Annotated in this window: 20 protein-coding genes and 1 pseudogene; 14 read left to right on the forward strand and 7 right to left on the reverse strand. The window is 59.7% G+C overall.

Annotated elements, in window-relative coordinates:
* Nucleotides 1–56: 56 nt before the first annotated feature.
* Complete coding sequence (locus HKK52_RS19095) at nt 57–545, forward strand: helix-turn-helix domain-containing protein (protein WP_169372112.1); 489 nt, start codon at nt 57–59, stop codon at nt 543–545.
* 143 nt (nt 546–688) lie between these two features.
* Nucleotides 689–1543 (forward strand): annotated as a pseudogene (locus HKK52_RS19100) (EamA family transporter).
* Nucleotides 1544–1602: 59 nt separating this feature from the next.
* On the opposite strand, the gene HKK52_RS19105 reads toward HKK52_RS19100, so the two are convergent.
* Together HKK52_RS19105 and hslO are read right to left on the reverse strand one after the other, a co-directional pair.
* Nucleotides 1603–3144 carry a phosphoenolpyruvate carboxykinase gene (locus HKK52_RS19105; protein ID WP_169372113.1) on the reverse strand — a complete coding sequence of 514 codons (1542 nt, stop codon included), beginning with the start codon at nt 3142–3144 and terminating at the stop codon, nt 1603–1605.
* Between the two features lie 182 nt (nt 3145–3326).
* A complete protein-coding gene (hslO, locus tag HKK52_RS19110; protein ID WP_123515852.1) occupies nt 3327–4229 on the reverse strand; it encodes an Hsp33 family molecular chaperone HslO in 903 nt (300 codons plus the stop codon).
* A 103-nt stretch (nt 4230–4332) separates the two neighbouring features.
* Here hslO and HKK52_RS19115 point away from each other — a divergent pair, with 103 nt between their 5' ends.
* Nucleotides 4333–5136: a phosphatase PAP2 family protein gene (locus HKK52_RS19115; RefSeq protein ID WP_169372114.1), complete on the forward strand. Its 804-nt coding sequence runs from the start codon at nt 4333–4335 to the stop codon at nt 5134–5136.
* Between the two features lie 42 nt (nt 5137–5178).
* On the opposite strand, the gene HKK52_RS19120 is transcribed toward HKK52_RS19115, so the two are convergent.
* On the reverse strand, nt 5179–5586 hold the full coding sequence (locus HKK52_RS19120) for an RNA-binding S4 domain-containing protein (protein WP_054047772.1): 408 nt from the start codon (nt 5584–5586) through the stop codon (nt 5179–5181).
* Between the two features lie 116 nt (nt 5587–5702).
* On the opposite strand from HKK52_RS19120, the gene rimA reads away from it, so the two are divergent.
* The 3 genes from rimA to rimK are packed head-to-tail and all read left to right on the forward strand — an operon-like array spanning nt 5703 to nt 7880.
* Nucleotides 5703–6482 (forward strand): S6 modification regulatory phosphodiesterase RimA, encoded by a 780-nt coding sequence (gene rimA / locus HKK52_RS19125; protein WP_169372115.1) that lies wholly within the window; start codon nt 5703–5705, stop codon nt 6480–6482.
* A 16-nt stretch (nt 6483–6498) separates the two neighbouring features.
* The gene (rimB, locus tag HKK52_RS19130; protein WP_169372116.1) at nt 6499–6978 is read left to right on the forward strand and encodes a retropepsin-like aspartic endopeptidase RimB; all 480 of its coding nucleotides are present in this window, start codon (nt 6499–6501) and stop codon (nt 6976–6978) included.
* A complete protein-coding gene (gene rimK, locus HKK52_RS19135; protein WP_054047778.1) occupies nt 6975–7880 on the forward strand; it encodes a 30S ribosomal protein S6--L-glutamate ligase in 906 nt (301 codons plus the stop codon). The genes rimB and rimK overlap by 4 nt, the downstream gene beginning before the upstream one ends.
* Nucleotides 7881–8047: 167 nt before the next feature.
* Here rimK and HKK52_RS19140 read toward each other — a convergent pair whose 3' ends face one another.
* Both HKK52_RS19140 and ompR read right to left on the reverse strand, forming a co-directional pair.
* Complete coding sequence (locus HKK52_RS19140; protein ID WP_169372117.1) at nt 8048–9361, reverse strand: ATP-binding protein; 1314 nt, start codon at nt 9359–9361, stop codon at nt 8048–8050.
* A 102-nt stretch (nt 9362–9463) separates the two neighbouring features.
* The gene (gene ompR / locus HKK52_RS19145) at nt 9464–10204 is read right to left on the reverse strand and encodes an osmolarity response regulator transcription factor OmpR (protein WP_123402686.1); all 741 of its coding nucleotides are present in this window, start codon (nt 10202–10204) and stop codon (nt 9464–9466) included.
* Between the two features lie 362 nt (nt 10205–10566).
* On the opposite strand from ompR, the gene HKK52_RS19150 reads away from it, so the two are divergent.
* The 7 genes from HKK52_RS19150 (at nt 10567) to tauD (ending at nt 18957) form a co-directional block, all read left to right on the forward strand.
* On the forward strand, nt 10567–12891 hold the full coding sequence (locus tag HKK52_RS19150; RefSeq protein WP_169372118.1) for a Tex family protein: 2325 nt from the start codon (nt 10567–10569) through the stop codon (nt 12889–12891).
* Complete coding sequence (locus tag HKK52_RS19155) at nt 12891–13274, forward strand: PaaI family thioesterase (protein ID WP_007949206.1); 384 nt, start codon at nt 12891–12893, stop codon at nt 13272–13274. Before HKK52_RS19150 ends, HKK52_RS19155 begins: the two co-directional genes overlap by 1 nt.
* Before the next feature lie 214 nt (nt 13275–13488).
* Nucleotides 13489–15072 carry a glutamate--cysteine ligase gene (gene gshA, locus HKK52_RS19160; protein ID WP_169372119.1) on the forward strand — a complete coding sequence of 528 codons (1584 nt, stop codon included), beginning with the start codon at nt 13489–13491 and terminating at the stop codon, nt 15070–15072.
* Between the two features lie 369 nt (nt 15073–15441).
* The gene (gene tauA / locus HKK52_RS19165) at nt 15442–16419 is read left to right on the forward strand and encodes a taurine ABC transporter substrate-binding protein (protein WP_169372120.1); all 978 of its coding nucleotides are present in this window, start codon (nt 15442–15444) and stop codon (nt 16417–16419) included.
* A 15-nt stretch (nt 16420–16434) separates the two neighbouring features.
* Nucleotides 16435–17229 (forward strand): taurine ABC transporter ATP-binding subunit, encoded by a 795-nt coding sequence (gene tauB, locus HKK52_RS19170; protein ID WP_169372121.1) that lies wholly within the window; start codon nt 16435–16437, stop codon nt 17227–17229.
* Entirely contained in the window at nt 17226–18059 is an 834-nt protein-coding gene (tauC, locus tag HKK52_RS19175; RefSeq protein WP_169372122.1) for a taurine ABC transporter permease TauC, read from the forward strand. Before tauB ends, tauC begins: the two co-directional genes overlap by 4 nt.
* A gap of 55 nt (nt 18060–18114) precedes the next feature.
* Nucleotides 18115–18957 (forward strand): taurine dioxygenase, encoded by an 843-nt coding sequence (gene tauD, locus HKK52_RS19180; protein WP_169372123.1) that lies wholly within the window; start codon nt 18115–18117, stop codon nt 18955–18957.
* 116 nt (nt 18958–19073) lie between these two features.
* Here the strand turns inward: tauD and mgrA are convergent, their stop codons facing one another.
* Nucleotides 19074–20111 (reverse strand): L-glyceraldehyde 3-phosphate reductase, encoded by a 1038-nt coding sequence (gene mgrA, locus HKK52_RS19185; protein WP_169372124.1) that lies wholly within the window; start codon nt 20109–20111, stop codon nt 19074–19076.
* 876 nt (nt 20112–20987) lie between these two features.
* Here mgrA and HKK52_RS19190 point away from each other — a divergent pair.
* Nucleotides 20988–21245: a hypothetical protein gene (locus HKK52_RS19190; protein WP_169372125.1), complete on the forward strand. Its 258-nt coding sequence runs from the start codon at nt 20988–20990 to the stop codon at nt 21243–21245.
* Nucleotides 21246–21262: 17 nt separating this feature from the next.
* On the opposite strand, the gene betT is transcribed toward HKK52_RS19190, so the two are convergent.
* Complete coding sequence (betT, locus tag HKK52_RS19195) at nt 21263–23218, reverse strand: choline transporter BetT (RefSeq protein WP_178117493.1); 1956 nt, start codon at nt 23216–23218, stop codon at nt 21263–21265.
* Between the last annotated feature and the right edge of the window lie 37 nt (nt 23219–23255).

Raw genomic sequence — 23255 nt, forward strand, 5'->3', positions numbered from 1 at the left:
GCATAACTGCAATTATTCTGGCGCTATCACCTCAGAAGTGAAGGAATATTAGCCGCATGGCTAGAAAAACAGCGCCACTGCTTCCTCGTACCAAACGACTGCTTACCGAGTTCGGCGAACGCCTGAAACTGGCTCGTTTACGTCGAAGGCTTACCGCCAAAATGGTGGCAGAGCGGGCGGGCATGTCTGTCATGACCTTGCGTTCACTGGAGTCTGGTGGCGCTGGAGTGACGATGGGGGCGTATCTGTCGGTTATGCAGGTATTGAGTCTGGAGCAAGACCTGAACAAGATTGCCGAATCCGACGAGATGGGACGTCGATTGCAAGACGCTCAGTTAACTCGAGCCTCTAGGCCAAAGTTAAAAAAAGCCAAGCGTGAACAAAACGACATTGCCGCCAAGGTAAGCAAACCATCCGGCTCTCAGATAGGTCATGTTATTCGTGAGTCGGATTACATCGGGTTTGACCCGGATGACTTCCCACTGAATACCCACGCTTTCTCCGCTTTATTTACAAAAAAAAAGAAACCTGAATCCAACACATAGCGAGGCATGTAGATTGGGGCGCGAGCGAGGCTTTGATACTGAGAAATCGATCCCCTCGATTTCACCGGCTATCGATACTTCCGACCCAAAGGTTACGATGTGCTCCCCAAACACACCTATAAGGACATAGCGTGGACGTACTGATGGGCTTACTCGCCGCCCTGCTCTGGGGCGGTACGGATTTTCTGGTGGGCTTGAATGCCCGCGCAGTCGGCGTCAAACGCGCCGTGTATTTCGGGCAGGCGCTGGGCTTCACGATCATGAGCCTGCTGCTGATCGCCGTTCCCAGCTTCATCTTCAAATCCATGGCTGCACCACTCACTGTCTGGTTGATTGGCATCGGCGCCGCCATCCTGACCGTGTCCGGCGCCCTGGCCTTGTCCAAAGCCTTCGCCCTTGGCAAAGCCTCTATTGTCGCGCCGCTGGTGACGTCCTACGGTGTGGTGACGACGTTGCTGTCCTGGGCCGGAGGCGAACAGATCAACCTGATCCAGTTGCTGTGCATCGCCTTGTGCGTGCTCGGGGTCATCCTCTCCAGCATTCACTCTGATTCGAAGATTCCACACACCACACAAGCCAGCAGTTCGATTACCTATGCGTTGTTGGCTGCCGTGTTCTACGGCACCAGTTTTTGGCTGCAAGGCCATTTCGTCCTACCTGTTCTCGGGCCCGTGACAATGCTGTGGCTCGCCTATCTTGTTGGGCTGATCGTGCTGGTGCTCATGGTCATCAAAATAAAGGACGGCTTGAAAATCCCGCCCCTGAAAAACTGCATGACGCTGACGGGTGCGAGCCTGATGAATCTGGGTGGTTTTTCGTCATTCGCTTAGGGTGCGGTGGCCGGATCCGTATCGGTAGTGACCGTGATCAGCACATTGTCGGGTGGGATTGCGGCGATTTTAGGTTATGTGTTTTTCAAGGAGCGGTTGGCCAAGATACAAGTGCTCGGTGTTGTTTTGGTCTTGGTCGGTGCGTTTGTTCTGCACCTGAAAACCTGAACAGCGCCCACAAAAAAGCCGCCCCGAAGGGCGGCTCTTTTATTGCTTCAGACCAAACCTTACAACTTAGGCCCAGCAGCCTTAATCGCATCACTCACTTCAAACTTCTTGAAGTTCTCTACAAACAACCCAGCCAACGCCTTAGCCGCTTCATCGTAAGCAGCCTTGTCAGCCCAGGTATTACGCGGGTTCAACAAGCCAGTCTCAACGCCCGGCACTGCCAACGGCACGTCCAGGTTGATGGTGTCCAGGTGCTCGGTTTCAACACCGATCAACGCGCCGCTCTGGATCGCTGCAATCACGCCACGGGTGGTCGGGATGTTGAAGCGTTTGCCAACGCCGTATCCGCCGCCGGTCCAGCCGGTGTTAACCAGGTAGACCTTGGAGCCGAAGCCGCGGATGCGTTTGATCAGCAGTTCTGCGTATTCGCCAGCCGGACGCGGGAAGAACGGTGCGCCGAAGCAGGTGGAGAACGTCGACTTGATGCCGCTGCCGGAGCCCATTTCGGTCGAGCCCACCAGTGCGGTGTAGCCGGACAGGAAGTGGTAGGCCGCTTGTTCTTCGCTGAGGATGGACACTGGTGGCAGGACGCCGGTCAGGTCGCAGGTCAGGAAGATTACAGCGTTTGGCTCGCCACCGAGGTTGTGCTCGGAACGCTTGGCAACGTGTTCCAGCGGGTAGGCGGCGCGGCTGTTCTGGGTCAGGCTGACATCGGCGTAGTCGGCGTGCTTGGCGTCGTCGATGACGACGTTTTCCAGTACAGCACCGTGCTTGATGGCTTTCCAGATGACCGGCTCGTTCTTCTCGGACAGGTCGATGCACTTGGCGTAGCAGCCGCCTTCGATGTTGAAGACAACGCCTTCGCCCCAGCCGTGTTCGTCGTCGCCGATCAGGTAACGGCTTTCGTCGGCGGACAGGGTGGTTTTACCGGTGCCGGACAGACCGAAGAACAGGGTCACGTCGCCTGCTTCGCCGATGTTGGCGGCGCAGTGCATTGGCAGCACGTCGGAGGCCGGCAGCAAGAAGTTCTGCACGGAGAACATGGCTTTTTTCATTTCACCGGCGTAACGCATGCCGGCGATCAGCACTTTTTTCTGTGCGAAGTTGAGGATCACGCAACCGTCGGAGTTGGTGCCGTCACGCTCAGGCACGCATTCGAAGTTGGCGACGTTGAGCACTTGCCATTCATCACGGCCAGCCGGGTTGTACTTTTCCGGGTTGATGAACAGGCAACGACCGAACAGGTTTTGCCAGGCAGTCTGGGTGGTCATCTTCACAGCCAGGTAGTGGTCTTCAGACGCACCTACATGCACGTGGGAAACGAAATGCTCTTGCGCGTTGTTAAACGCCTCGACGCGAGCCCACAGGGCATCGAACTTGTCGGCCGGGAACTTGCGGTTGATCGGGCCCCAGGCAATGGCTGCCTGAGTGGAAGGCTCTTCTACGATGAACCGATCGACTGGCGAACGGCCGGTGCGGTGACCGGTGCGAACAACCAGCGCGCCGGTATCGGCAAGCTCGCCTTCACCGCGATTCAAGGCTTCTTTTACCAGATCATCAACACTCAGATCGGTGTACACGGCGTTATTGGCTTGCGTCATGAGATTCCCCGTCGGCCAGTGGCCGAGTGTGCTCCAAACGTTTTGTAGTAGAAAGTCGTGCACTACTACCGCGACAAAAAGTGGGCCGGATTATGCCAGAAACGCCCAAAAATAGTAGGGCCCTCCCGTCGTAACGGCGTTATTCCGGCGCTAAGCAGTGAATTTACCTGCGCTGAACCGTTTTAGTGCCGGGTATCTGACGGCGTATCGACACCCGCGCCAGCGAACAATTGAGTGATATCCGCGGCATCGAACAGGTAGCGCTGGTTGCAAAACTGGCAATCAATCTCGATGTGGCCGCCGTGTTCGATTACCAGCGACTGGGCATCTTCCAGACCCAAGCTGACCAGCGCATTGGCAGAACGTTCGCGAGAGCAGCTGCAACGGAAGCGCAGTTTCTGCACATCGAACAGGCGCACTTGCTCTTCGTGGTAAAGGCGATGGAGCACGGTTTCGTTGTCCAGGCTCAGCAATTCGTCGGCGGTGAGGGTGCTGCCCAGCGCGGTGATGTGTTGCCAGCTGGCGGCGCGTTCTTCTTCGTCTTTCAGACGGTCGGCAGGCAATTGCTGCAGCAACAGGCCACGGGCACGACGGCCATCGGCGTACAGCCAGAAGCGCGTGCCGACTTGCTGGGACATGACGAAATAATTGGTGAAGCACTCGGACAGGGTTTCGCCGTCGAGGTCGACAATGCCCTGGTAACGCTGGCCCTGGGTCGGGTCGACGGTCAGCGCCAGCACGCCGTTGGGCATGAGGTCGGCGAGGGTCGCGTCGGGGGCAATCTGGTCGGCTTCGTAACGGGCCAGGCCGCGGATTTCGCGCTCGCTGGAGCACTCGATCATCAGCAGCGGGATCGGACCATCGGAACGCGCTTGCAGGATCAGCAGTCCATCGAACTTGAGCGTACCCACCAACAACGCAGCGGCGGCCATCAGCTCGCCGAGCAGTTGCGCGACTGGCTCTGGGTAGGGGTGTTTGGCCAGCACTTCGGCATAGCTCCGTTCCAACGCCACCAGCTCGCCGCGGGTGTCGCTGTCATCGAAGATGAAGCGTTGGGTGAAGTCGGAATCCGGTAGATCGGTCATAGGTCTGGGTATCTGAAGTGATGACAAATTGGTTACAAGCAGTGAAAATCACGCCTTTGCGGCACCACTTTGGTGCGCGATGTTCAGCCATTGGAGGCATTTTATGAACAATCCGGGTTTGTTCCAAGCAAGGTGGAACCTCCGCCGGCTGGTTTTGTGCAATGTCGTGCCTTTGGCACTGCTGGCATTCTGGTTATGGCCCACGGGTCAGATGTTGTGCGTGATTTTCGACGAGTGGCTGTTTCACCTGCTCAATGCACCGTTGGCCAGTCACTCGATATGGCTCCACATCTGGGCAATTGCAAGTCTGCGTCCGTTTGACGCGGTGGTCGGGGTGATTTTGCTGACGCTGCTGATCAAGGGCGATTGGGTGTTCGATGCCATTGAAGTACGCCAGGCGTTTTTCGGCTTTTTGGCGGTTCTGCTGTTGCTGCTGTTTATCCGCATGCTGTTCTCGAAACTCGCCGATCACATGGGCTGGCAGCACAGCAGTCCGTCGATGATGATCAGCGGCGCCATTCAAATGAGCGACTACTTCCCTGGGCTTGAGAAGACGTGGGAATTGAAGGACCGCTCGAGCCAGAGCTTTCCCGGTGACCATGCTTCGGTGTTGTTGATCTGGGCGCTGTTCATGACGGTGTTCAGCCGTGGTACCGGGCAGACGCTGACGATCTGGGGCCTGGCGTTGCTGTTCATGATGCCGCGGCTGGTGGCGGGCGCACATTGGGGCCAGGACGATTACATCGGCGGCGTGCTACTGGCGGTGTGGGCCTTGGGCTGGGGTTACTACACGCCGTTTGCGTATCACGTTTCGGGGTTTTTCCTGAAAGTGACGGCGCCGCTGTTCGGGCTGCTGGGGAAATTGCCGGTGGTTTCGCGGATGAGTGTGGTGCGAACTGCAAGCTGAAGCCTGATCGTTCCCACGCTCTGCGTGGGAACGATCCTTGGATCACTCGTCGTTGCTGCTTCCGCGAAACTTGAACAAATCCCGCCGCTGTTTCTTGCTCGGCTTGCCATCGGTGCTCACACCCAATGAGCCGGCCTTGCGCATCGCCGCGGCCGCTTCGCGTTTGGCGACGCTCGCTTCGGTCTCCGCATACAACGTCTGCGCCTCGGGCGCGCCACGGCGCACGATCGATAGCGCCTGAACCACGACGGTCTTTTCCTCAAATCCTATGCGAATCTGAAACTCATCGCCGATGCGCGGCTCCTTGCCCGGTTTGCAGCGTTCGCCCCGGCAATGCACCTTCCCGCTCTCGATCGCCGACTTGGCCAAGGCACGTGTTTTATAAAAACGCGCAGCCCACAACCATTTATCGAGACGGACCTTGTCGTCCTCTTCCTGTTTTTGTGCCATCTGAATTCCTCTTTCTGCCAATAGTCGGAACTGTACTACTGATTCTGTCGGGCGCAAGAACCTGTCCCGCCAGCTAGAATCTGGTCTCGGCCGGATCACCGGCATGGAGTGATCGAGTGACTATATTTCCGTCTTCACTGACTTCCCCCCAAACCGGTTGCCCGGGCTGCCAGCAGAGCGAGCCACTGGGCTTTGATTTTGCCTTCGCCTTCCAACCCATCGTCGACCTGCGTGACCAATCGATTTTCGCCCATGAAGCGCTGGTCCGTGGCGTGGCCGGTGAAGGCGCGTTGTCCGTGCTGGATCAGGTTACAGAAGAGAACCGCTACCGTTTCGACCAGCGCTGCCGGACCCGTGCCATCGAAGGCGCGGCGAATCTTAATATGCAGACACACTTGTCGATCAACTTCATGCCCAACGCGGTCTATCGTCCAGAGCTATGCATTCGCAGCACCCTGGAGGCAGCGAAGAAACACAATTTTCCGATCGACCGACTGATTTTCGAGACCCTGGAAAGCCAGCACGTAGATAACTATCGCCATTTGACCAATATTCTGCGTGAATACCGCGAATTCGGCTTCAAGACCGCCATCGACGATTTCGGTGCCGGTTATTCGGGGCTCAATCTGCTGGCTGATTTCCAACCGGACCTGATCAAACTCGACATGGCACTGATCCGCGATGTCGATCGCGACCGTGTTCGTCAGGCTATCGTTCGGGGGGTTGTCACAATGTGTGCGGAGTTGAACGTTACAGTCATTGCCGAAGGCATTGAGAGTGCCGGTGAACGGGATTTCCTGGCGGATTGTGGAATATTTCTGATGCAGGGTTACTGGTTCGCCAAACCTGCATTTAAAGCATTGCCCCAGGTACCACCTGAGGCGTGGATGCGTTAATCGCCGGTTTTTCCTATTGAAGACATTTGACCATTTGACCGTTGTCGGTCTGCGCGAGTGGGTGGCGCTCCCGGATTTGGGAGTCGCGGGCCTTCGGGCAAAAATCGACACCGGCGCCAGTACCTCCAGCCTGCACGCCACCGACATCGAGATATTCGAGCGAGACGGGCAGGAATGGGTGCGCTTCACCGCGCACCTGGGCACGGTGGTGCAATTGCGTCACCGCCGTTGCGAGGCGCCGCTGGTGACGATGAAAACCATCAAGAGCTCCAACGGCCACGCGCAAATGCGCTACGTGGTCAGCACCACCCTGGCCCTCGGTGATCGGGTCTGGCGGGTCGAGTTCACCCTCGCCTGCCGCAAGTCCATGCGCTATCGCCTGTTACTCGGTTCCAAAGCCCTGATCGACGGCCAGTTGGTGGTCAATCCAGGAATCAAATACGTACAAGACAAGCCGGTGTTCCCGGTATCTACCTCTTCCACAGGTGTTGCATGAAGATCGCTGTGCTGTCGCGGAACCCGCGTCTGTATTCCACCCGTCGTCTGGTCGAAGCCGGTATCGAGCGTGGCCATGAAATGGTGGTGATCGACACCTTGCGCGCCTACATGAACATTGCCAGCCACAAGCCGCAGATCCACTACCGCGGCAAGCCGCTGGAAGGTTTCGATGCGGTGATCCCGCGGATCGGTGCGTCGGTGACGTTTTATGGCTGCGCGGTGTTGCGTCAGTTCGAAATGATGGGGGTGTTCCCGCTCAACGAATCGGTGGCCATCGCCCGTTCGCGAGACAAATTGCGTTCGCTGCAATTGTTGTCACGTCGGGGGATCGGTTTGCCGGTCACCGGGTTCGCGCATTCGCCGGACGACATTCCCGACCTGATCGATATGGTCAATGGTGCACCGCTGGTGATCAAAGTGCTGGAAGGCACCCAGGGCATCGGCGTGGTGCTGTGTGAAACGGCGACGGCGGCGGAGTCGGTGATCGAGGCGTTCATGGGCCTGAAGCAGAACATCATGGTTCAGGAATACATCAAGGAAGCCGGCGGTGCGGACATTCGTTGTTTCGTGGTCGGCGATAAGGTGATTGCGGCGATGAAGCGTCAGGCCAAGCCGGGGGAGTTCCGCTCCAACCTGCATCGTGGCGGCAGCGCGAGCCTGATCAAGATCACCCCGGAAGAACGCATGACTGCGTTGCGTGCGGCGAAGGTCATGGGGTTGGCGGTAGCGGGTGTGGATATCCTGCGTTCCAACCACGGGCCGCTGGTGATGGAAGTGAATTCGTCGCCGGGGCTGGAAGGGATTGAGACCACCACCGGCAAGAACGTGGCGGGGATCATCATTGAGCACCTTGAGAAGAATGGTGGGCCAAATATGACGCGCACCAAAGGCAAAGGCTAAACCCAACTCGGTCCCCTGTGGCGAGGGAGCTTGCTCCCGCTCGGCTGCGCAGCAGTCGTAAAACCACACAACCGTGTTCTAGCTGAAAGAACGCGGTTGCCGGGATCGGGAGTCCTACGGCCTCCAGCGGGAGCAAGCTCCCTCGCCACAGAGGCTTTGTGCGATGGTTAGACCGCATCCCGCGGCAACATAAGCCCAAGCGGCAACCGCACCCGCGCCTCAAGCCCACCCCCGGACCGGTTACGCAATTCAACATTCCCGCCATGCATCGAAGCAATCCGCTTCACGATCGCCAAGCCCAAACCGGTCCCCTTCCCGCCCCGCGCCCGATCACCCCGGGTAAACGGATTGAAGATCGCCTCCAGCTCCGACGGATCGATCCCCGCCCCACGGTCCATGACGCTGAGCACCACATACGGCGCACTGACGTCGCCGGACACATAGGCCGCGACTTCAACGCCGTTGCCAGCATGGTTCAAGGCGTTGCCGATCAGGTTGTTCAGCAAGCGCTTCATCGAGACTCGACGTAGCGGGAACGGCTGGATCGGTTCCAGGCGCAACTGGACTTTCTGTTCGTTCTGGTTGTACGGCGCAGCCACTTCCCGTACCAGGTCCGTCAGGTCCACCTCTTCCACCGACTCGTCACGACCGTCGCGAATGAACGCCAGGAACTGGTCGAGAATCGCGTCCATGTCTTCGATGTCGCGCACCATGTCGTCCGTCAGGTCGCTGTGGTCGCCCATCAGCTCCAACGACAGGCGCAAACGGGTCAGTGGCGTGCGCAGGTCGTGGGACACCCCGGCCAGCATCAGCTCACGTTCACGCCCGGCCTGTTCGACGTCTTCGGCCATCTGGTTGAAGGCGCGGTAAACCTCGGCCATTTCACTCGGCGTGTCGCTGATCGGCAGGCGCACGCTGCGGCCTTGGCCGAGTTGCCGCGCGGCATAGACCAGACGTTTCAACGGTTGATTGAGCTGGCTGACGAAGATCCACGCCGAAGCGGTGGACAGCAAGCCAATGGCGAGAAACCAACCGAGGACGTTCCAGATTTTCTGGCCACGCAACGGATGCGGGTACAGCGGCACTTTCAGCCAGCCATCGCCCAGGCTCGGCGCCCGGACCCACAGGGCCGGCGGCGAATGCATGCGTAATCGGACTTCGGTGTCGGCGCCCAGCTCCGCCTGCATTTGCCTTTGGTAGATCTCGCTGTACGGCCAGTGTTGTTCGCCTTCCGGCACACCAGCGCCCACCACCCGGATCAGGGTCGCGGCATCAGCGATTTTCGTGCGGTTTTCTTCATCGGCGGCCCAATAGGCGCGCAACGTCAGGGCGACGCCGTGGCTGTATTGGCGGTCCACCAGCACGTCCTCGTTCATCAGCAGATAAACCAGGGTCAGCGCCTTGGAGAACAGGACGACAATCAGCACCAGCCACAGGGTGCGGGAGAAGAAACTCTGGGGGAACCAAACGGGGGTTTTCATGGATAACCGCTACACACTTGCAGGAGCGAGCGATGCTCGCATATTGCGGATCGCGAGTCTGCGGACAATCTCGTCCGCAAACCCGCTCCTACAAATCGCCGATCACTTTGTGGCGGCGCCGTCCGGAACAAACACGTAGCCCACGCCCCAGACTGTCTGGATGTAACGCGGTTTGGACGGATCGGGTTCGATCATCCGGCGCAGACGGGAGATCTGCACGTCGATGGAACGCTCCAGGGCATCCCATTCGCGACCACGGGCCAGGTTCATCAGCTTGTCGCGGGTCAGCGGCTGACGGGCGTTCATGACCAGGGCCTTGAGTACCGCAAACTCACCGGTGGTGAGCATGTGCACTTCGTCACCGCGCTTGAGTTCGCGGGTGGCCAGGGACAATTCGTAGTCACCGAAGGTCACGCTTTCGTCTTCGCTGCCCGGCGCACCTGGCACCGGCGCTGCCTGACGACGCAGGACCGCTTTGACCCGGGCCATCAGTTCGTCCGGGTTGAACGGTTTGGCCAGGTAATCGTCGGCGCCCAGTTCCAGGCCCTTGATGCGGCTCAGCTCATCACCCTTGGCGGTGAGCATGATGATCGGAATCAGGTTGTTCGCACCACGCAGTCGGCGGCAGGCGGTCAAACCGTCTTCGCCGGGCAGCATCAGGTCGAGGACGACCAGGTTGAACACTTCACGCGCCAGCAGGCGGTCCATCTGTTCGGTGTTCGGTACGGCGCGGGCACGGTAGCCCTTGCTGACGAAAAAACGTTCCAGCAGGCTGCTCAGCCCTGGATCGTCATCAACAATAAGAATTTTTTCGCCTTCAGCATTGTTTGCAGTGCTGCTCATTAGATGCTCCTTTTAGCTCGGCGCGCATTATGGCGTAGCTGCCGTTATACGCACCGTGTGCATTGTTAGCAGATTTTTCCTTGATCACCAGAAAACCGGCCATGGGGCCTACTGCCTGTGATGCCCCCCGAATGATAGAACGCTGGTTATAATGCGCGGCGTTTTGTGTCAGGCAACGTCAGATCTTTACTGTGGATGGCCGCTTTTTATTTTCAAGGCCTGCGCAGTAATTGTTCGATTTCACGGGTCAACGGAATGCCTTTTGACCCAGGCAGCGGCGCAGGCCAGGCCGCTCAACCAGACTCGCCGGGCCTTTATCCCTGCGCCTGCGAGCCTGCTTTCACAATTTGTCAGGTGGTTTTATGGACAGCATCAACAGCCGCATCGCCGAGGAACTCGGTGTACGCCCACAACAGGTCGAAGCGGCCGTCGCGCTACTCGATGAGGGCTCTACCGTTCCCTTCATCGCCCGCTACCGGAAAGAAGTGACCGGCAGCCTCGATGACATCCAGTTGCGGCACCTGGAAGAGCGTCTGCGCTACCTGCGAGAACTCGACGAACGGCGCATCAGCATCCTTGCCAGCATCGAAGAGCAAGGCAAGCTGACCCCGCAACTGGAACGCGACATCAAACTCGCCGACACCAAGACCCGTCTCGAAGACTTGTACCTGCCGTACAAGCAGAAGCGCCGCACCAAGGGCCAGATTGCCCTGGAAGCCGGCCTCGGCGACTTGGCCGACGGCCTGTTCAACGACCCGAGCCTGACGCCGGACGCCGAAGCCGCACGCTTCGTTGACGCCGAAAAAGGCGTGGCCGATGTGAAGGCCGCCCTCGAAGGCGCCAAATACATCCTCATGGAACGCTTCGCCGAAGATGCCGGCCTGCTGGACAAACTGCGCAGTTACCTCAAGCAGGAAGCCACCCTCAGCGCCCGCGTGATCGCCGGCAAGGAAGAGGAAGGCGCCAAGTTCCGCGACTATTTCGAACACGACGAACCGCTGAAAAGCATGCCGTCGCACCGCGCGCTGGCGATTTTCCGTGGCCGCAACGAAGGCATTTTGAGTTCGGCGCTGAAAGTCGGCGACGAACTGCCGGGCACCATGCACCCGTGCGAAGGCATGATCGGTCAGCAATTCGGCATCCAGAACCAGAACCGCGCCGCCGACAAATGGCTGGGCGAAGTGGTGCGCTGGACCTGGAAGGTCAAGCTCTACACCCACTTGGAAACCGATCTGCTGGGCGAACTGCGCGACGGCGCCGAGACCGAAGCGATCAACGTGTTCGCGCACAACCTGCACGACCTGCTGCTGTCGGCCCCGGCCGGCCCGCGCGCGACGTTGGGCCTCGACCCGGGCCTGCGCACCGGTTGCAAGGTCGCCGTGGTCGATTCCACCGGCAAGCTGCTGGATCACGCCACGGTTTACCCGCACGTGCCGCACAACAAGTGGGACCAGACTATCGCGATCCTCGCCGCCCTGTGCGCCAAGCACGCGGTAGACCTGATCGCCATCGGCAACGGCACCGCCAGCCGCGAAACCGACAAACTGGCCGCTGAGCTGATCAAAAAGTATCCAGCGATGAAGATGACCAAAGTCATGGTCTCCGAGGCCGGTGCATCGGTTTACTCGGCGTCAGAACTGGCTTCCAAGGAATTCCCGGACCTCGACGTGTCGATCCGTGGCGCGGTGTCCATCGCGCGTCGCTTGCAGGATCCGCTGGCCGAACTGGTGAAAATCGATCCAAAATCCATCGGTGTCGGCCAGTATCAGCACGACGTGTCGCAGCTGAAACTGGCGCGCGGCCTGGACGCTGTGGTCGAGGACTGCGTAAACGCCGTGGGCGTGGACGTGAACACCGCTTCCGTGGCGCTGCTGGCCCGGATCTCCGGCCTCAACGCGACCCTGGCGCAGAACATCGTCAGCCACCGCGACGAGCATGGCGCGTTCAAAACCCGTGCGGCGCTGAAGAAAGTCGCGCGCCTGGGCGAAAAAACCTTCGAACAGGCGGCCGGTTTCCTACGCGTGATGAACGGCGACAACCCGCTGGATTCGTCCGCGGTTCACCCGGAAGCCTATCCACTGGTACAGCGCATTGCCGCTGAAACCGACCGTGATATCCGCTCGCTGATCGGCGACGCTAGCTTCCTCAAGCGTCTCGATCCGAAGAAGTACACCGACGAAACCTTCGGTTTGCCAACGGTCACCGACATCCTGCAAGAGCTGGAAAAACCCGGTCGCGACCCGCGTCCCGAGTTCAAGACCGCCGAGTTCCAGGAAGGCGTCGAAGACCTCAAGGACCTGCAACTGGGGATGATCCTCGAAGGCGTGGTGACCAACGTGACAAACTTCGGTGCGTTCGTCGACATCGGCGTGCATCAGGACGGTTTGGTGCACATCTCCGCGCTTTCGGAGAAGTTCATCAAGGATCCGCGTGAAGCGGTGAAGGCTGGTGACGTGGTGAAAGTGAAGGTCATGGAAGTCGACATCCCGCGCAAACGCGTGGGCCTGTCGATGCGCATGAGCGACACGCCGGGCGAGAAAATCGACGGTGCCCGTGGCGCACGTCCTGGTTCGTCTTCGCGCCAATCCCAGAACACTGCACCGCGCAAGGAAACCACGGCGCCGGCCCCGGCCAACAACGCCATGGCTTCGCTGTTCGCTAACGCCAAGCAGTTGAAGAAACGTTGATGGAAATCCCTGCCGGGCTGACCGAAAGCGCTTTTTTCAAGTTGCTGGGGTGTCGCTTGCACAGTCTGGAAACCGGGGTGGCGCAAGTCGCCCTGGGGCTTGCGCCAGAACTGCGTAATCGTGGCGGCAAGTTGCACGGCGGGGCCTTGTTCAGTCTGGTGGACATTGCCATGGGGCTGGCCTGTTCCAGCACCCACGGCTTTGACCAGCAGAGCGCGACCATCGAATGCAAGATCAATTACATTCGCGCCGTTTCTGACGGCGAAGTGATGTGCACGGCGCGGGTCATCCACCCGGGCCGCCGCACGTTGGTAGTCGAAGCCGACGTGATGCAAGGCGATAAATTGGTCGCAAAAGCGCAAGGCACGTTCGCTGTCCTATAGCTCCCCACCCTCGATTTGAGTTAATTTCGGCGCTACGACTGCGGCGTCGAACTTTTCCGCGTGCGCGACAGCCAGATTCAAGGAGTGAAGTTGGCATTTCAGTACGGGCCTATATGGCTCAAGAACCAGGCGAAAACGCCAGTTTTAACTTCACCCTTGTAGACCGTCTTGCCCACCCCCATATTGGGGCGACTGACGCGTGAAGGAATCCAACTTGAGCGAACTTCTCAACCGCCGCCTGGCTCTGCTCGGCGAGCGCGCTAACCTCTCTCTGCTCGAACAGTGCCTTCACGGCATCGAACGTGAATGCCTGCGCGTGACCGATGAAGGTCGCCTGGCGCAAACGCCGCACCCGGAAGAATTGGGTTCCGCGCTGACCAACGAAAAAATCACCACCGATTATTCCGAATCGCTGCTGGAGTTCATCACGCCCGCCTTGCCTGACCCGGCAGACACCCTGGCGAGCCTGGACAGCATTCACCGTTTTGCCTACAGCAAGCTCGGCAACGAGTACCTGTGGAGTCCATCGATGCCGTGCCCGTTGCCGGCCGAGGAAGACATCCCGATTGCCTATTACGGCACGTCCAACATCGGCCAGCTCAAGTACGTCTACCGTAAGGGTTTGGCCCTGCGATACGGCAAGACCATGCAGTGCATCGCCGGGATTCACTACAATTTTTCCCTGCCGGAAAAGCTCTGGCCGCTGCTCAAAGAGGCTGAAGGCTTTGTCGGCACCGACCGCGACTATCAGTCGTCGGCCTACATCGCGCTGATCCGCAACTTCCGTCGCTACAGCTGGCTGCTGATGTACCTGTTCGGTGCCTCGCCGGCGCTGGACGCCGGCTTCCTGCGCGGTCGTTCGCACCAGTTGGAACAACTGGACCCGGACACCTTGTACCTGCCGTACGCCACCAGCCTGCGCATGAGCGACCTCGGTTACCAGAGCAACGCCCAGGCCGGCCTGACGCCGTGCTACAACGACCTGGCGAGCTACACCGACAGCCTGCGCAAAGCGGTGGCCACGCCTTACGCGCCGTACGTTGAAGTCGGCACGCACAAGGACGGTGAGTGGGTTCAGCTCAACACCAACATCCTGCAGATCGAAAACGAGTACTACTCCAACATCCGCCCGAAACGCGTGACCTACACCGGCGAACGGCCGATCCAGGCGCTGGTGGCCCGTGGCATTCAGTACGTCGAAGTACGCTGCCTGGACATCAACCCGTTCCTGCCGATGGGCATCGACCTGACCGAGTCGCGCTTCCTCGACGCGTTCCTGCTGTACTGCGCGCTGAACGACAGCCCGTTGCTGGCTAACACCACCTGCAACAACGCGACCTCGAACTTCCTCAGCGTGGTCAAGGAAGGTCGTCGTCCGGGCCTGCAGTTGCAGCGTGACGGCGAGTCGGTGGACATGAAGGAATGGGCCACCGAGCTACTGGAGAAGATTGCCCCGCTGGCCGCGCTGCTTGATCAGAGCCATGGCGGCGATGCTCACAGCAAGGCGCTGGACGTGCAGCTGGAGAAGATCAAGGATCCGTCCCGGACCCCGTCGGCCATGGTGTTGGCGGCGATGGCCGAGCATAAGGAAAGCTTTGCCCAGTTCTCCCTGCGTCAGAGCCGTGCCCATGCCGAGTACTTCCGCAGTGAGCCGTTGAGCATTGAAGACCAGGCCAAGTTTGAAGAACTGGCGCGTTCGTCGCTGGCTCAACAGGCAGAGCTGGAGCAGAACGAAGTCGGCGATTTCGATGTGTTTGTCGGGTCGTATCAGGCGAGTATTCTGGCGATCAGTAACTAAGCGGCGCCAGCTAAAAGATCGCAGCCTTCGGCCGCTCCTACGGGACGGTGCCGGGGTTGCGATTTTTTTTGCCTGCATAAAAGCAATTTTGGATCCACAGGCTACCTTTGTAGGAACTGCCGCAGGCTATGATCTTTTGATCTTGATCGTTCCCACGCTCTGCGTGGGAATGCCTCAAGGGACGCTCCGCGTCCAGTGACGCGGAGCGTCACGGGCTGCATTCCCACGCAGAGCGCGGGAACGATCTGGTGACTTGCTTAGAATTTTCCGCTCATAAGCTCATTCGAAAAAGTTATTTATTTTCTGATTCTTATATCATTTAGTCTCCTTTCACGCCGATCCTCGGTCGCCTGACAAGGAGCTTCTCCAATGAAACTGAATTTCCCTCTTCGCCTCCTGGCGGCCGCGTCTTTGGCGGCGGCGAGTTTCTTTGCCCAGGCGGCTGATGTCACCGTCGCCTACCAGACCACCGTGGACCCGGCCAAAGTCGCCCAGGCCGACGGCGCGTACGAAAAAGCCACCAACGCCAAGATCGACTGGCGCAAATTCGACAACGGTGCCGACATCATCGCCGCCATCGCTTCCGGCGACGTGCAGATCGGTTACCTCGGTTCCAGCCCCCTGACCGCTGCGATCACACGCAAAGTCCCGGTTGAAACCTTCCTCATCGCCACCCAGATCGGCGCCGCTGAAGCGCTGGTCGCTCGCGACGGTTCCGGGATCAAGACCCCGCAAGACCTGATCGGCAAGAAAATCGCCGTGCCATTCGTATCCACCGGCCACTACAGCCTGTTGGCCGCGCTGAAGCACTGGAACATCGATCCGTCGAAAGTCACCATCCTCAACCTCGCGCCGCCGGCTATCGTCGCTGCGTGGAAACGCGGTGATATCGACGCCACTTACGTGTGGGATCCGGCACTCGGTGTGGCCAAGGAAAACGGCAAAGTGCTGATCACCTCCGGCGAACTGGCCAAGTTCGGCGCACCGACCTTCGATGCCTGGATCGTGCGTAAAGACTTTGCCGAGAAGCACCCGGACATCGTCACCGCATTCGCCAAAGTGACCCTGGATGCCTACGCCGATTACCGCAAAGACCCTAAAACCTGGCTCGCCAACCCATCCAACGTCGACAAACTGGTGAAGCTGTCCGGGGCCAAAGTGGCTGACATTCCATTGCTGCTGCAAGGCAACGTCTACCCGCTGGCGGCTGATCAGGTGATCACCCTCGGCGCGCCGACCACCAAGGCCATCACCGACACCGCCGCGTTCCTCAAAGAACAAGGCAAGGTCGAGGCCGTGCTGCCGGATTACGCCCCGTACGTCAGCGCCAAATACATCACCAACTGATCGGAGTTAACTGCGATGGCTTTGCTTCAGCTGGAGCGCATCAGCGCACAGTACCCCAGCAGTCCGGAACCGGTGCTGGCGGATATTTCCTTGAGCCTGGGGCCCCAGCAATTGCTGGTGGCCCTCGGCCCGTCCGGCAGTGGCAAGACTTCGCTGTTGAACCTGATTGCCGGTTTCGTCGAGCCCAGCGCCGGGCGCATTACCCTTGATGGCGTACCGGTCAAAGGCCCGAGTGCCGAACGCGGCGTGGTGTTCCAGGACGACGCGCTACTGCCCTGGCAGGACGTGTTGGCCAACGTGGGTTTCGGTCTGGAATTGGCCGGCGTATCCCGGGAAAAACGCGAAATCCGCGCGAGGGAAATGCTCGCGCTGGTGGACCTTTCCGGTTTCGAAAACCGGCGCATCTGGCAGCTCTCGGGCGGCCAGAAACAACGTGTCGGCCTCGCCCGCGCCCTCGCCGCCGACCCGCGCGTGTTGCTGATGGACGAGCCCTTCGGCGCCCTCGATGCCTTCACCCGCGAACAGATGCAGGAGCTGTTGCTGCAAGTCTGGCAGCGCACCGCCAAACCCGTCTTCCTGATTACCCACGACATTGAAGAAGCGGTGTTCCTTGCCACCGACCTGATTCTGCTGGCACCCAACCCAGGGCAAATCGTCGAGCGCCTGAGCCTGGACTTCGGTCAGCGTTACGCCGCAGGCGAATCAGCCCGAGCGATCAAATCCGACCCGCGCTTTATCGAAACCCGCGAACACGTACTCGCCAAAGTGTTCTCCCAACGCAGCGCCGCCACGCGGCAGGAGCGCGCATGAGCAGCTATGAAATTCCGGCCGTGACGGTGAAACCCGGTTCGACGGTGATTCCGGTTCGTCGCAGTGTGAGCACGCGCTGGATCAGCGTGCTGACGTTATTCGCTTTGGTGTTCATCTGGTGGGCCGTGACCGCCACCGGCATGATCGAACCGCTGTTCCTGCCACCGCCGTCCGCCGTGCTGCAAAAAGGCTGGCTGCTGGCGACCACGGGCTACATGGATTCGACCTTGTGGCAGCACTTGGGCGCGAGCCTGAGCCGCATTGGTCTGGGCCTGGGCTTCGCGGTGTTGACCGCCGTGCCGGTGGGAATTGCCATCGGTCACAACCGCATCGCTCGCGGGATTCTCGATCCGCTGATCGAGTTCTATCGCCCGATTCCACCACTCGCCTACCTGCCACTGATCGTGATCTGGTGCGGCATCGGTGAGCTGTCGAAAGTCTTGCTGATCTACCTGGCGATCTTCGCCCCGATTGCCATCGCCACTGCCACCGGCGTGCGCACGGTCGATCCGGCCAAGTTGCGCGCCGCGCAGTCGTTGGGCGCGACTCGGGCGCAGCTGATTCGCCACGTGATTCTGCCGAGCGCCCTACCGGACATCTTGACCGGCGTGCGCATTGGTCTGGGCGTGGGTTGGTCGACGCTGGTCGCCGCTGAACTGATCGCCGCCACCAGCGGTTTGGGTTTCATGGTGCAGTCGGCGGCGCAATTCCTGGTCACCGATGTGGTGGTGCTGGGGATTCTGGTGATCGCGCTGATCGCTTTCGCCATGGAAATGGGCTTGCGCGCCCTGCAACGCAAGCTGGTGCCGTGGCACGGCCAGGCGCACTGAAGATTTGTCACTGACTACGCCGACAACTCGGCGCCCCGGATTGAAGAGAACCACCATGAGCACCTTGAATATCGTCCCTTTAAGCTCGGCCCTCGGCGCGCAGATCAGCGGCATCGACATCAGTCAGCCGCTGACCGCGCAACAGCGTGACGCCATCGAACAGGCGCTGCTCAAGCATCAGGTGCTGTTCTTCCGCGACCAACCGATCGAGCCCCAGCAACAGGCACGTTTCGCCGCGAATTTTGGCGACCTGCACATTCACCCGATCTACCCGAACGTGCCGGAACAGCCGGAAGTGCTGATCCTCGACACCGCCGTCACCGACGTGCGCGACAACGCGATCTGGCACACCGACGTCACTTTCCTGCCGACCCCGGCGATGGGCGCGGTACTCAGCGCCAAGTTACTGCCTGAGTTTGGTGGCGACACGCTGTGGGCGAGCGGGATTGCGGCGTATGAAGCGTTGTCGGCGCCGATGAAAACCTTGCTCGAAGGGCTGACCGCGACTCACGATTTCACCCGTTCATTTCCACTGGAACGCTACGGCAACACGCCGGAAGCATTGGCGCAGTGGGAAGAAGCACGACGCAAGAATCCGCCATTGTCACACCCGGTGATTCGTACACATCCGGTCAGTGGACGTCGGTCGCTGTTCGTCAATGAAGGGTTTACGTCGAAAATCAATGAGCTGTCTGAGACCGAGAGCGAGGTGATCCTGAAGTTTCTCTTCGCCCACGCCACACGGCCGGACTTCACCATTCGCTGGCGCTGGCAGAAGGATGACGTGGCGTTCTGGGATAACCGCGTGACCCAGCATTACGCGGTGGATGATTATCGACCGGCGCGGCGGGTGATGCAGCGGGCGACGGTGTTGGGGGATGTGCCGTTTTTCCGGTGAACCGATCGTTCCCACGCTCCGCGTGGTAACGCAGCCATGGACGCTCCGCGTCCGCTGTGACGCGGAGCGTCACGGGAAGCATTCCCACGCGGAGCGTGGGAACGATCAGCACTCAGTTACTCAGCCGTCGAAGGCTTCTCCCACAAATTGATCCCGCCCTCCTGGGCAAACCGGTCAATCTCTGCCAACTCTTCTGCGCTAAAGCTCAGATTCTTCAACGCCCCGACGTTCTCGATAATCTGCTCCGGCCGGCTTGCGCCGATCAGTGCCGAGGTTACGCGCGGGTCACGAAGCGTCCACGCCAACGCCAATTGCGCCAGGCTCTGGCCGCGACGCTTGGCGATCTCGTTGAGCCCGCGCACATGGGCAATGTTGGCTTCGGACAGGTGCGATTCCTGCAACGAACCACCGCCCGGACGGTTGACCCGCGCATCCTTCGGAATGCCGTTAAGGTATTTGTCGGTCAACAACCCTTGAGCCAACGGCGTGAAAGCAATCACGCCAGCGCCGAGCTCATCGGTTACCTCCAGCAGATCCTTTTCCACCCAGCGATTGAGCAGGTTGTAGGCCGGTTGATGAATCAACAACGGCACTTTCCATTCTTGCAACAGCGCAGCCATTTCGCGGGTTTTCACCCCGGAGTAGGACGAGATGCCGATATACAGCGCCTTGCCCTGCTGCACAGCGGTAGCCAGTGCACTGGCGGTTTCTTCCAGCGGGGTGTCCGGGTCGAAGCGGTGGGAATAGAAAATGTCGACGTAGTCCAGACCCAGGCGTTGCAGGCTCTGGTCGAGGCTGGCCAGCACGTATTTGCGCGAACCACCGCCCTGGCCGTAAGGGCCTGGCCACATGTCCCAACCGGCCTTGCTGGAGATGATCAGCTCGTCGCGGTATTGCTTGAAGTCTTCACGCAGCAGGCGACCGAAGTTGATCTCGGCGCTGCCGTACGGCGGGCCGTAGTTGTTGGCCAGGTCGAAGTGGTTGATGCCCTGGTCGAACGCCGTGCGCAGCAACGAGCGCTGGGTGTCGATCGGCGTGCTGTCGCCGAAGTTGTGCCACAGCCCCAGGGACAGTGCCGGCAGCACCAGCCCGCTGCGGCCTACGCGGCGGTACGGAATAGAGTCATAGCGGTTTTCGGCAGCGGTGTAAGTCATCGAATCCTCTCTTGTCTGTTTTGAAATGGTGTCGATTCTTCGCGAGCAGGCTCGCTCCCGGCAGCGGCCAGCCTAACGGTTCTTCAATAAGTCGAAGTTGCCCAGCATACGCCCAAGTCATGTGCCGCCAACCCTGGGTTCGACCAAATGCTGAAACGTTTCATATTTCTGCCGGGACTTGCTCCGGCCTGGGCGACGACTGACCTGCACGGTCACCCGTTTCCCTGAGGCCAGCACCAACATTCAGCTACTCTCTGACTTGAAGGTGTTCGCCGATAAAATCCAGAAATGTGTACTTTTCCGCGCGGCAATACGTATCGCCATCTTTAATCCATTGAAAGACATAAAACCCCCAAAAACATTGGGCAAAACGATCAGATCCCGCCACGAGCGCCACGTCGTAAGTATGCTCATGGAGAAGGTATTTCGTACTACATGGCACGGCTTTTTAGAGGGGATATGGCGATGGCCATCAGGCCCAAAGCTCCCGGTAACGGCGCTCAATAAAGGCCTGCAAAGTCAAGGGTTCAGAGTGGTCTGAGCGCACCATGGGCAGGCAATCGCCGCTGACGCCGTGCTCGGCATTGGGGACTATTCGCACGCCAAAAAACTGCGCTCACGGTTGAGCACCCTCAAATCACTCGCACTGGAGATCGGCGTGCAGGCGACGAGGAGAGGCTGGAAAGTATGGGAGTGCTGACGATGGGGGATGAGGTACGGCGATTGAATCCGCCGGAGTGCCGGGCAATTGAGCGCGAGAGCGCCTGAGCGATAGATACAACCTTCACTGAAGCACACCGCCGCGCCCACACTGGATCACCAGCGACCACTAAACTGGTGCCTGACAGCACACACTTCTAAAAGGCGGAACAGACCATGCACACCACCATCATCATCTTCTTCGGCCTGGTCCTGCTCGCGCTGATGCTCTACATCGGCGAGCGGGTCGGTTTCAGCCGACAGACGCTGACCTACAGTTTCGTCGTCCTGTGGCTGGCCCTGACGGTGATCAATGGCGCGGTGGGCGTGGTCACGGCCAACCAGCCCCTGAGTTCGGAACTGGTGGTCGGCACGGTGGTGTTCAGCGTGCCGGTGGCGGCGCTGGTTCTGTTCATGGTGCTGAACAAAGCCTAGGCGCCACCGGCGCTCGATCAGCGAACCAGGTGCAGGAACTGCATGTGCCGTTCGTACTGGTCGAGGATGTCGTTGATGATCTGTTCCTTGGTGTAACCCACCAGATCGTAGTCCTGACTGCCCTCGCTCAAATGCACTTCGGCACGGTAGTAGCGGCGGTTGTTGAGTTGCTTGGACCCCATGCCGCCACGGGCGAAGGACGGCGTGAAGTAGCCACGCATCTGCACCTGGTAGATGAACGGATGCTGCTCGCCATGACCGATTTCCAGGCTGACGCTGTCATTCGCCGGATCGGGCTGAGCAACCACGCTCAAACCCTTCTCGACAAACACCGCCGTCACTTCTTCAATCGCCGGACGCACGGTGGTTTCGAGGAAGCGATAGACCTCATCCCGCGACGGGAAATGCACTGCCTGGCTCAAACGCTGACGCCAGCCTCCACGCTTGGAACCGGACACCGGCGCCAGGGAATGCATCTGCGCGATCTGCTTTTGCGATTCCAGGTAGAACGCCTTGTGCAGCCCCCACATCATCAGCAGCAAAATCATCGAGAACGGCAACGACGTCAGCACTACCGCTGACTTCAGTGCATCGATGCTGCCGGAGAACAGCAGCGCACTGGTCACCAGCGCCGTCATCGCGCCCCAGAACACCCGCAGCCATTTCGGCCCGTCTTCATCCGGGTTGCCGCCCTTGGCCGACAGCGTCGACAGCACCACGGTGCCGGAGTCGGCCGAAGTGACAAAGAACACGAAGCTGATAAACACCGTGACCGCAATCACGGTTTTGCTCCACGGATAGGTTTCCAGCAGCAGGTACAAGGTCATCGACGGGTTATCGATGGCCGACATACCGAGCGCCGTCATGCCGTGGTTGAGCACCTGGTCGATGGCGCTGTTGCCGAAGATCGACATCCACGCCAGGGTGAAACCGAGCGGGATCAGCAGCACACCGAAGACGAATTCGCGGATGGTGCGGCCACGGGAAATCCGTGCGATGAACAGGCCCACGAACGGCGACCACGCGATCCACCAGGCCCAGTAGAACACCGTCCAGCCGCCCAGCCAGTCGCTGGGTTTGTCGTAGGCGTAAAGGTCGAAACTCTTCATCGGCAACGCGCCGAGGTAGTCGCCGATGTTCTGGATCAAGGTATTGAGCAAGTGCTGGGTCGGGCCGGCAAACAACACGAACAGCAGCAGCGCGCAGGCCAGCAGCATGTTGATGTCGGACATGACCCGCACGCCTTTATCGACGCCGGACACTGCGACGATGATCGCCGCGCCCATCATCAGCGTGATCAGGCCGACCTGAATCCAGTGGGTGTGGGCGATGCCGAACAGGTAGTCGAGGCCCGAGTTGAGGTGCAACACGCCGAAGCCCATGTCCGCACCGAGGCCGAACACCGTGGCGATGATGCCGAAGCCATCCACCGCATAGCCGATGGGTCCGTTGATGCGCTTGCCGATCAGCGGATACAGCGCTGAACGCAGGGCCAGCGGCAGGTTATGCCGATACGCGAAATACGCCAGCGCCATGCCGACGAAGGCGAACACGCCCCAGCCATGCAGGCCCCAGTGCAGAAACAGAATCTGCATCGCCTGCCGCGCCGCTTCTGGCGTACCGCCCGTGCCTTGTGGCGGCAGGGACAAGTGAGTCAGCGGTTCGGACACGCAAAAGAAAAACAGCGTGATGCTGATCCCGGCGGCGAACAGCATGCCGGCCCAGGACAGGTAACTGAATTCGGGTTCGTCGTGGTCGGCACCGAGCTTGATCTTGCCGTAGCCGGACAAGGCGGTGACCACCACGAAGACCAGATACAGGGTCATCGCGAGCATGTAGTACCAGCCGACCGTATTGGCCGCCCAGTTTTGCGCTTCCAGCAACCAGGCACCGGCCTGTTTGGGAAAGGCCATTACGATGATGCCGAACAACAGGATGAAACCCGCCGCGAAGTAAAACACCGGCGGATTCATGCGGACCTGGCCGCTTGGAGGGGTGGTCGGTGCACTC

The sequence above is a fragment of the Pseudomonas sp. ADAK2 genome (assembly GCF_012935755.1).
GTDB lineage: Bacteria > Pseudomonadota > Gammaproteobacteria > Pseudomonadales > Pseudomonadaceae > Aquipseudomonas.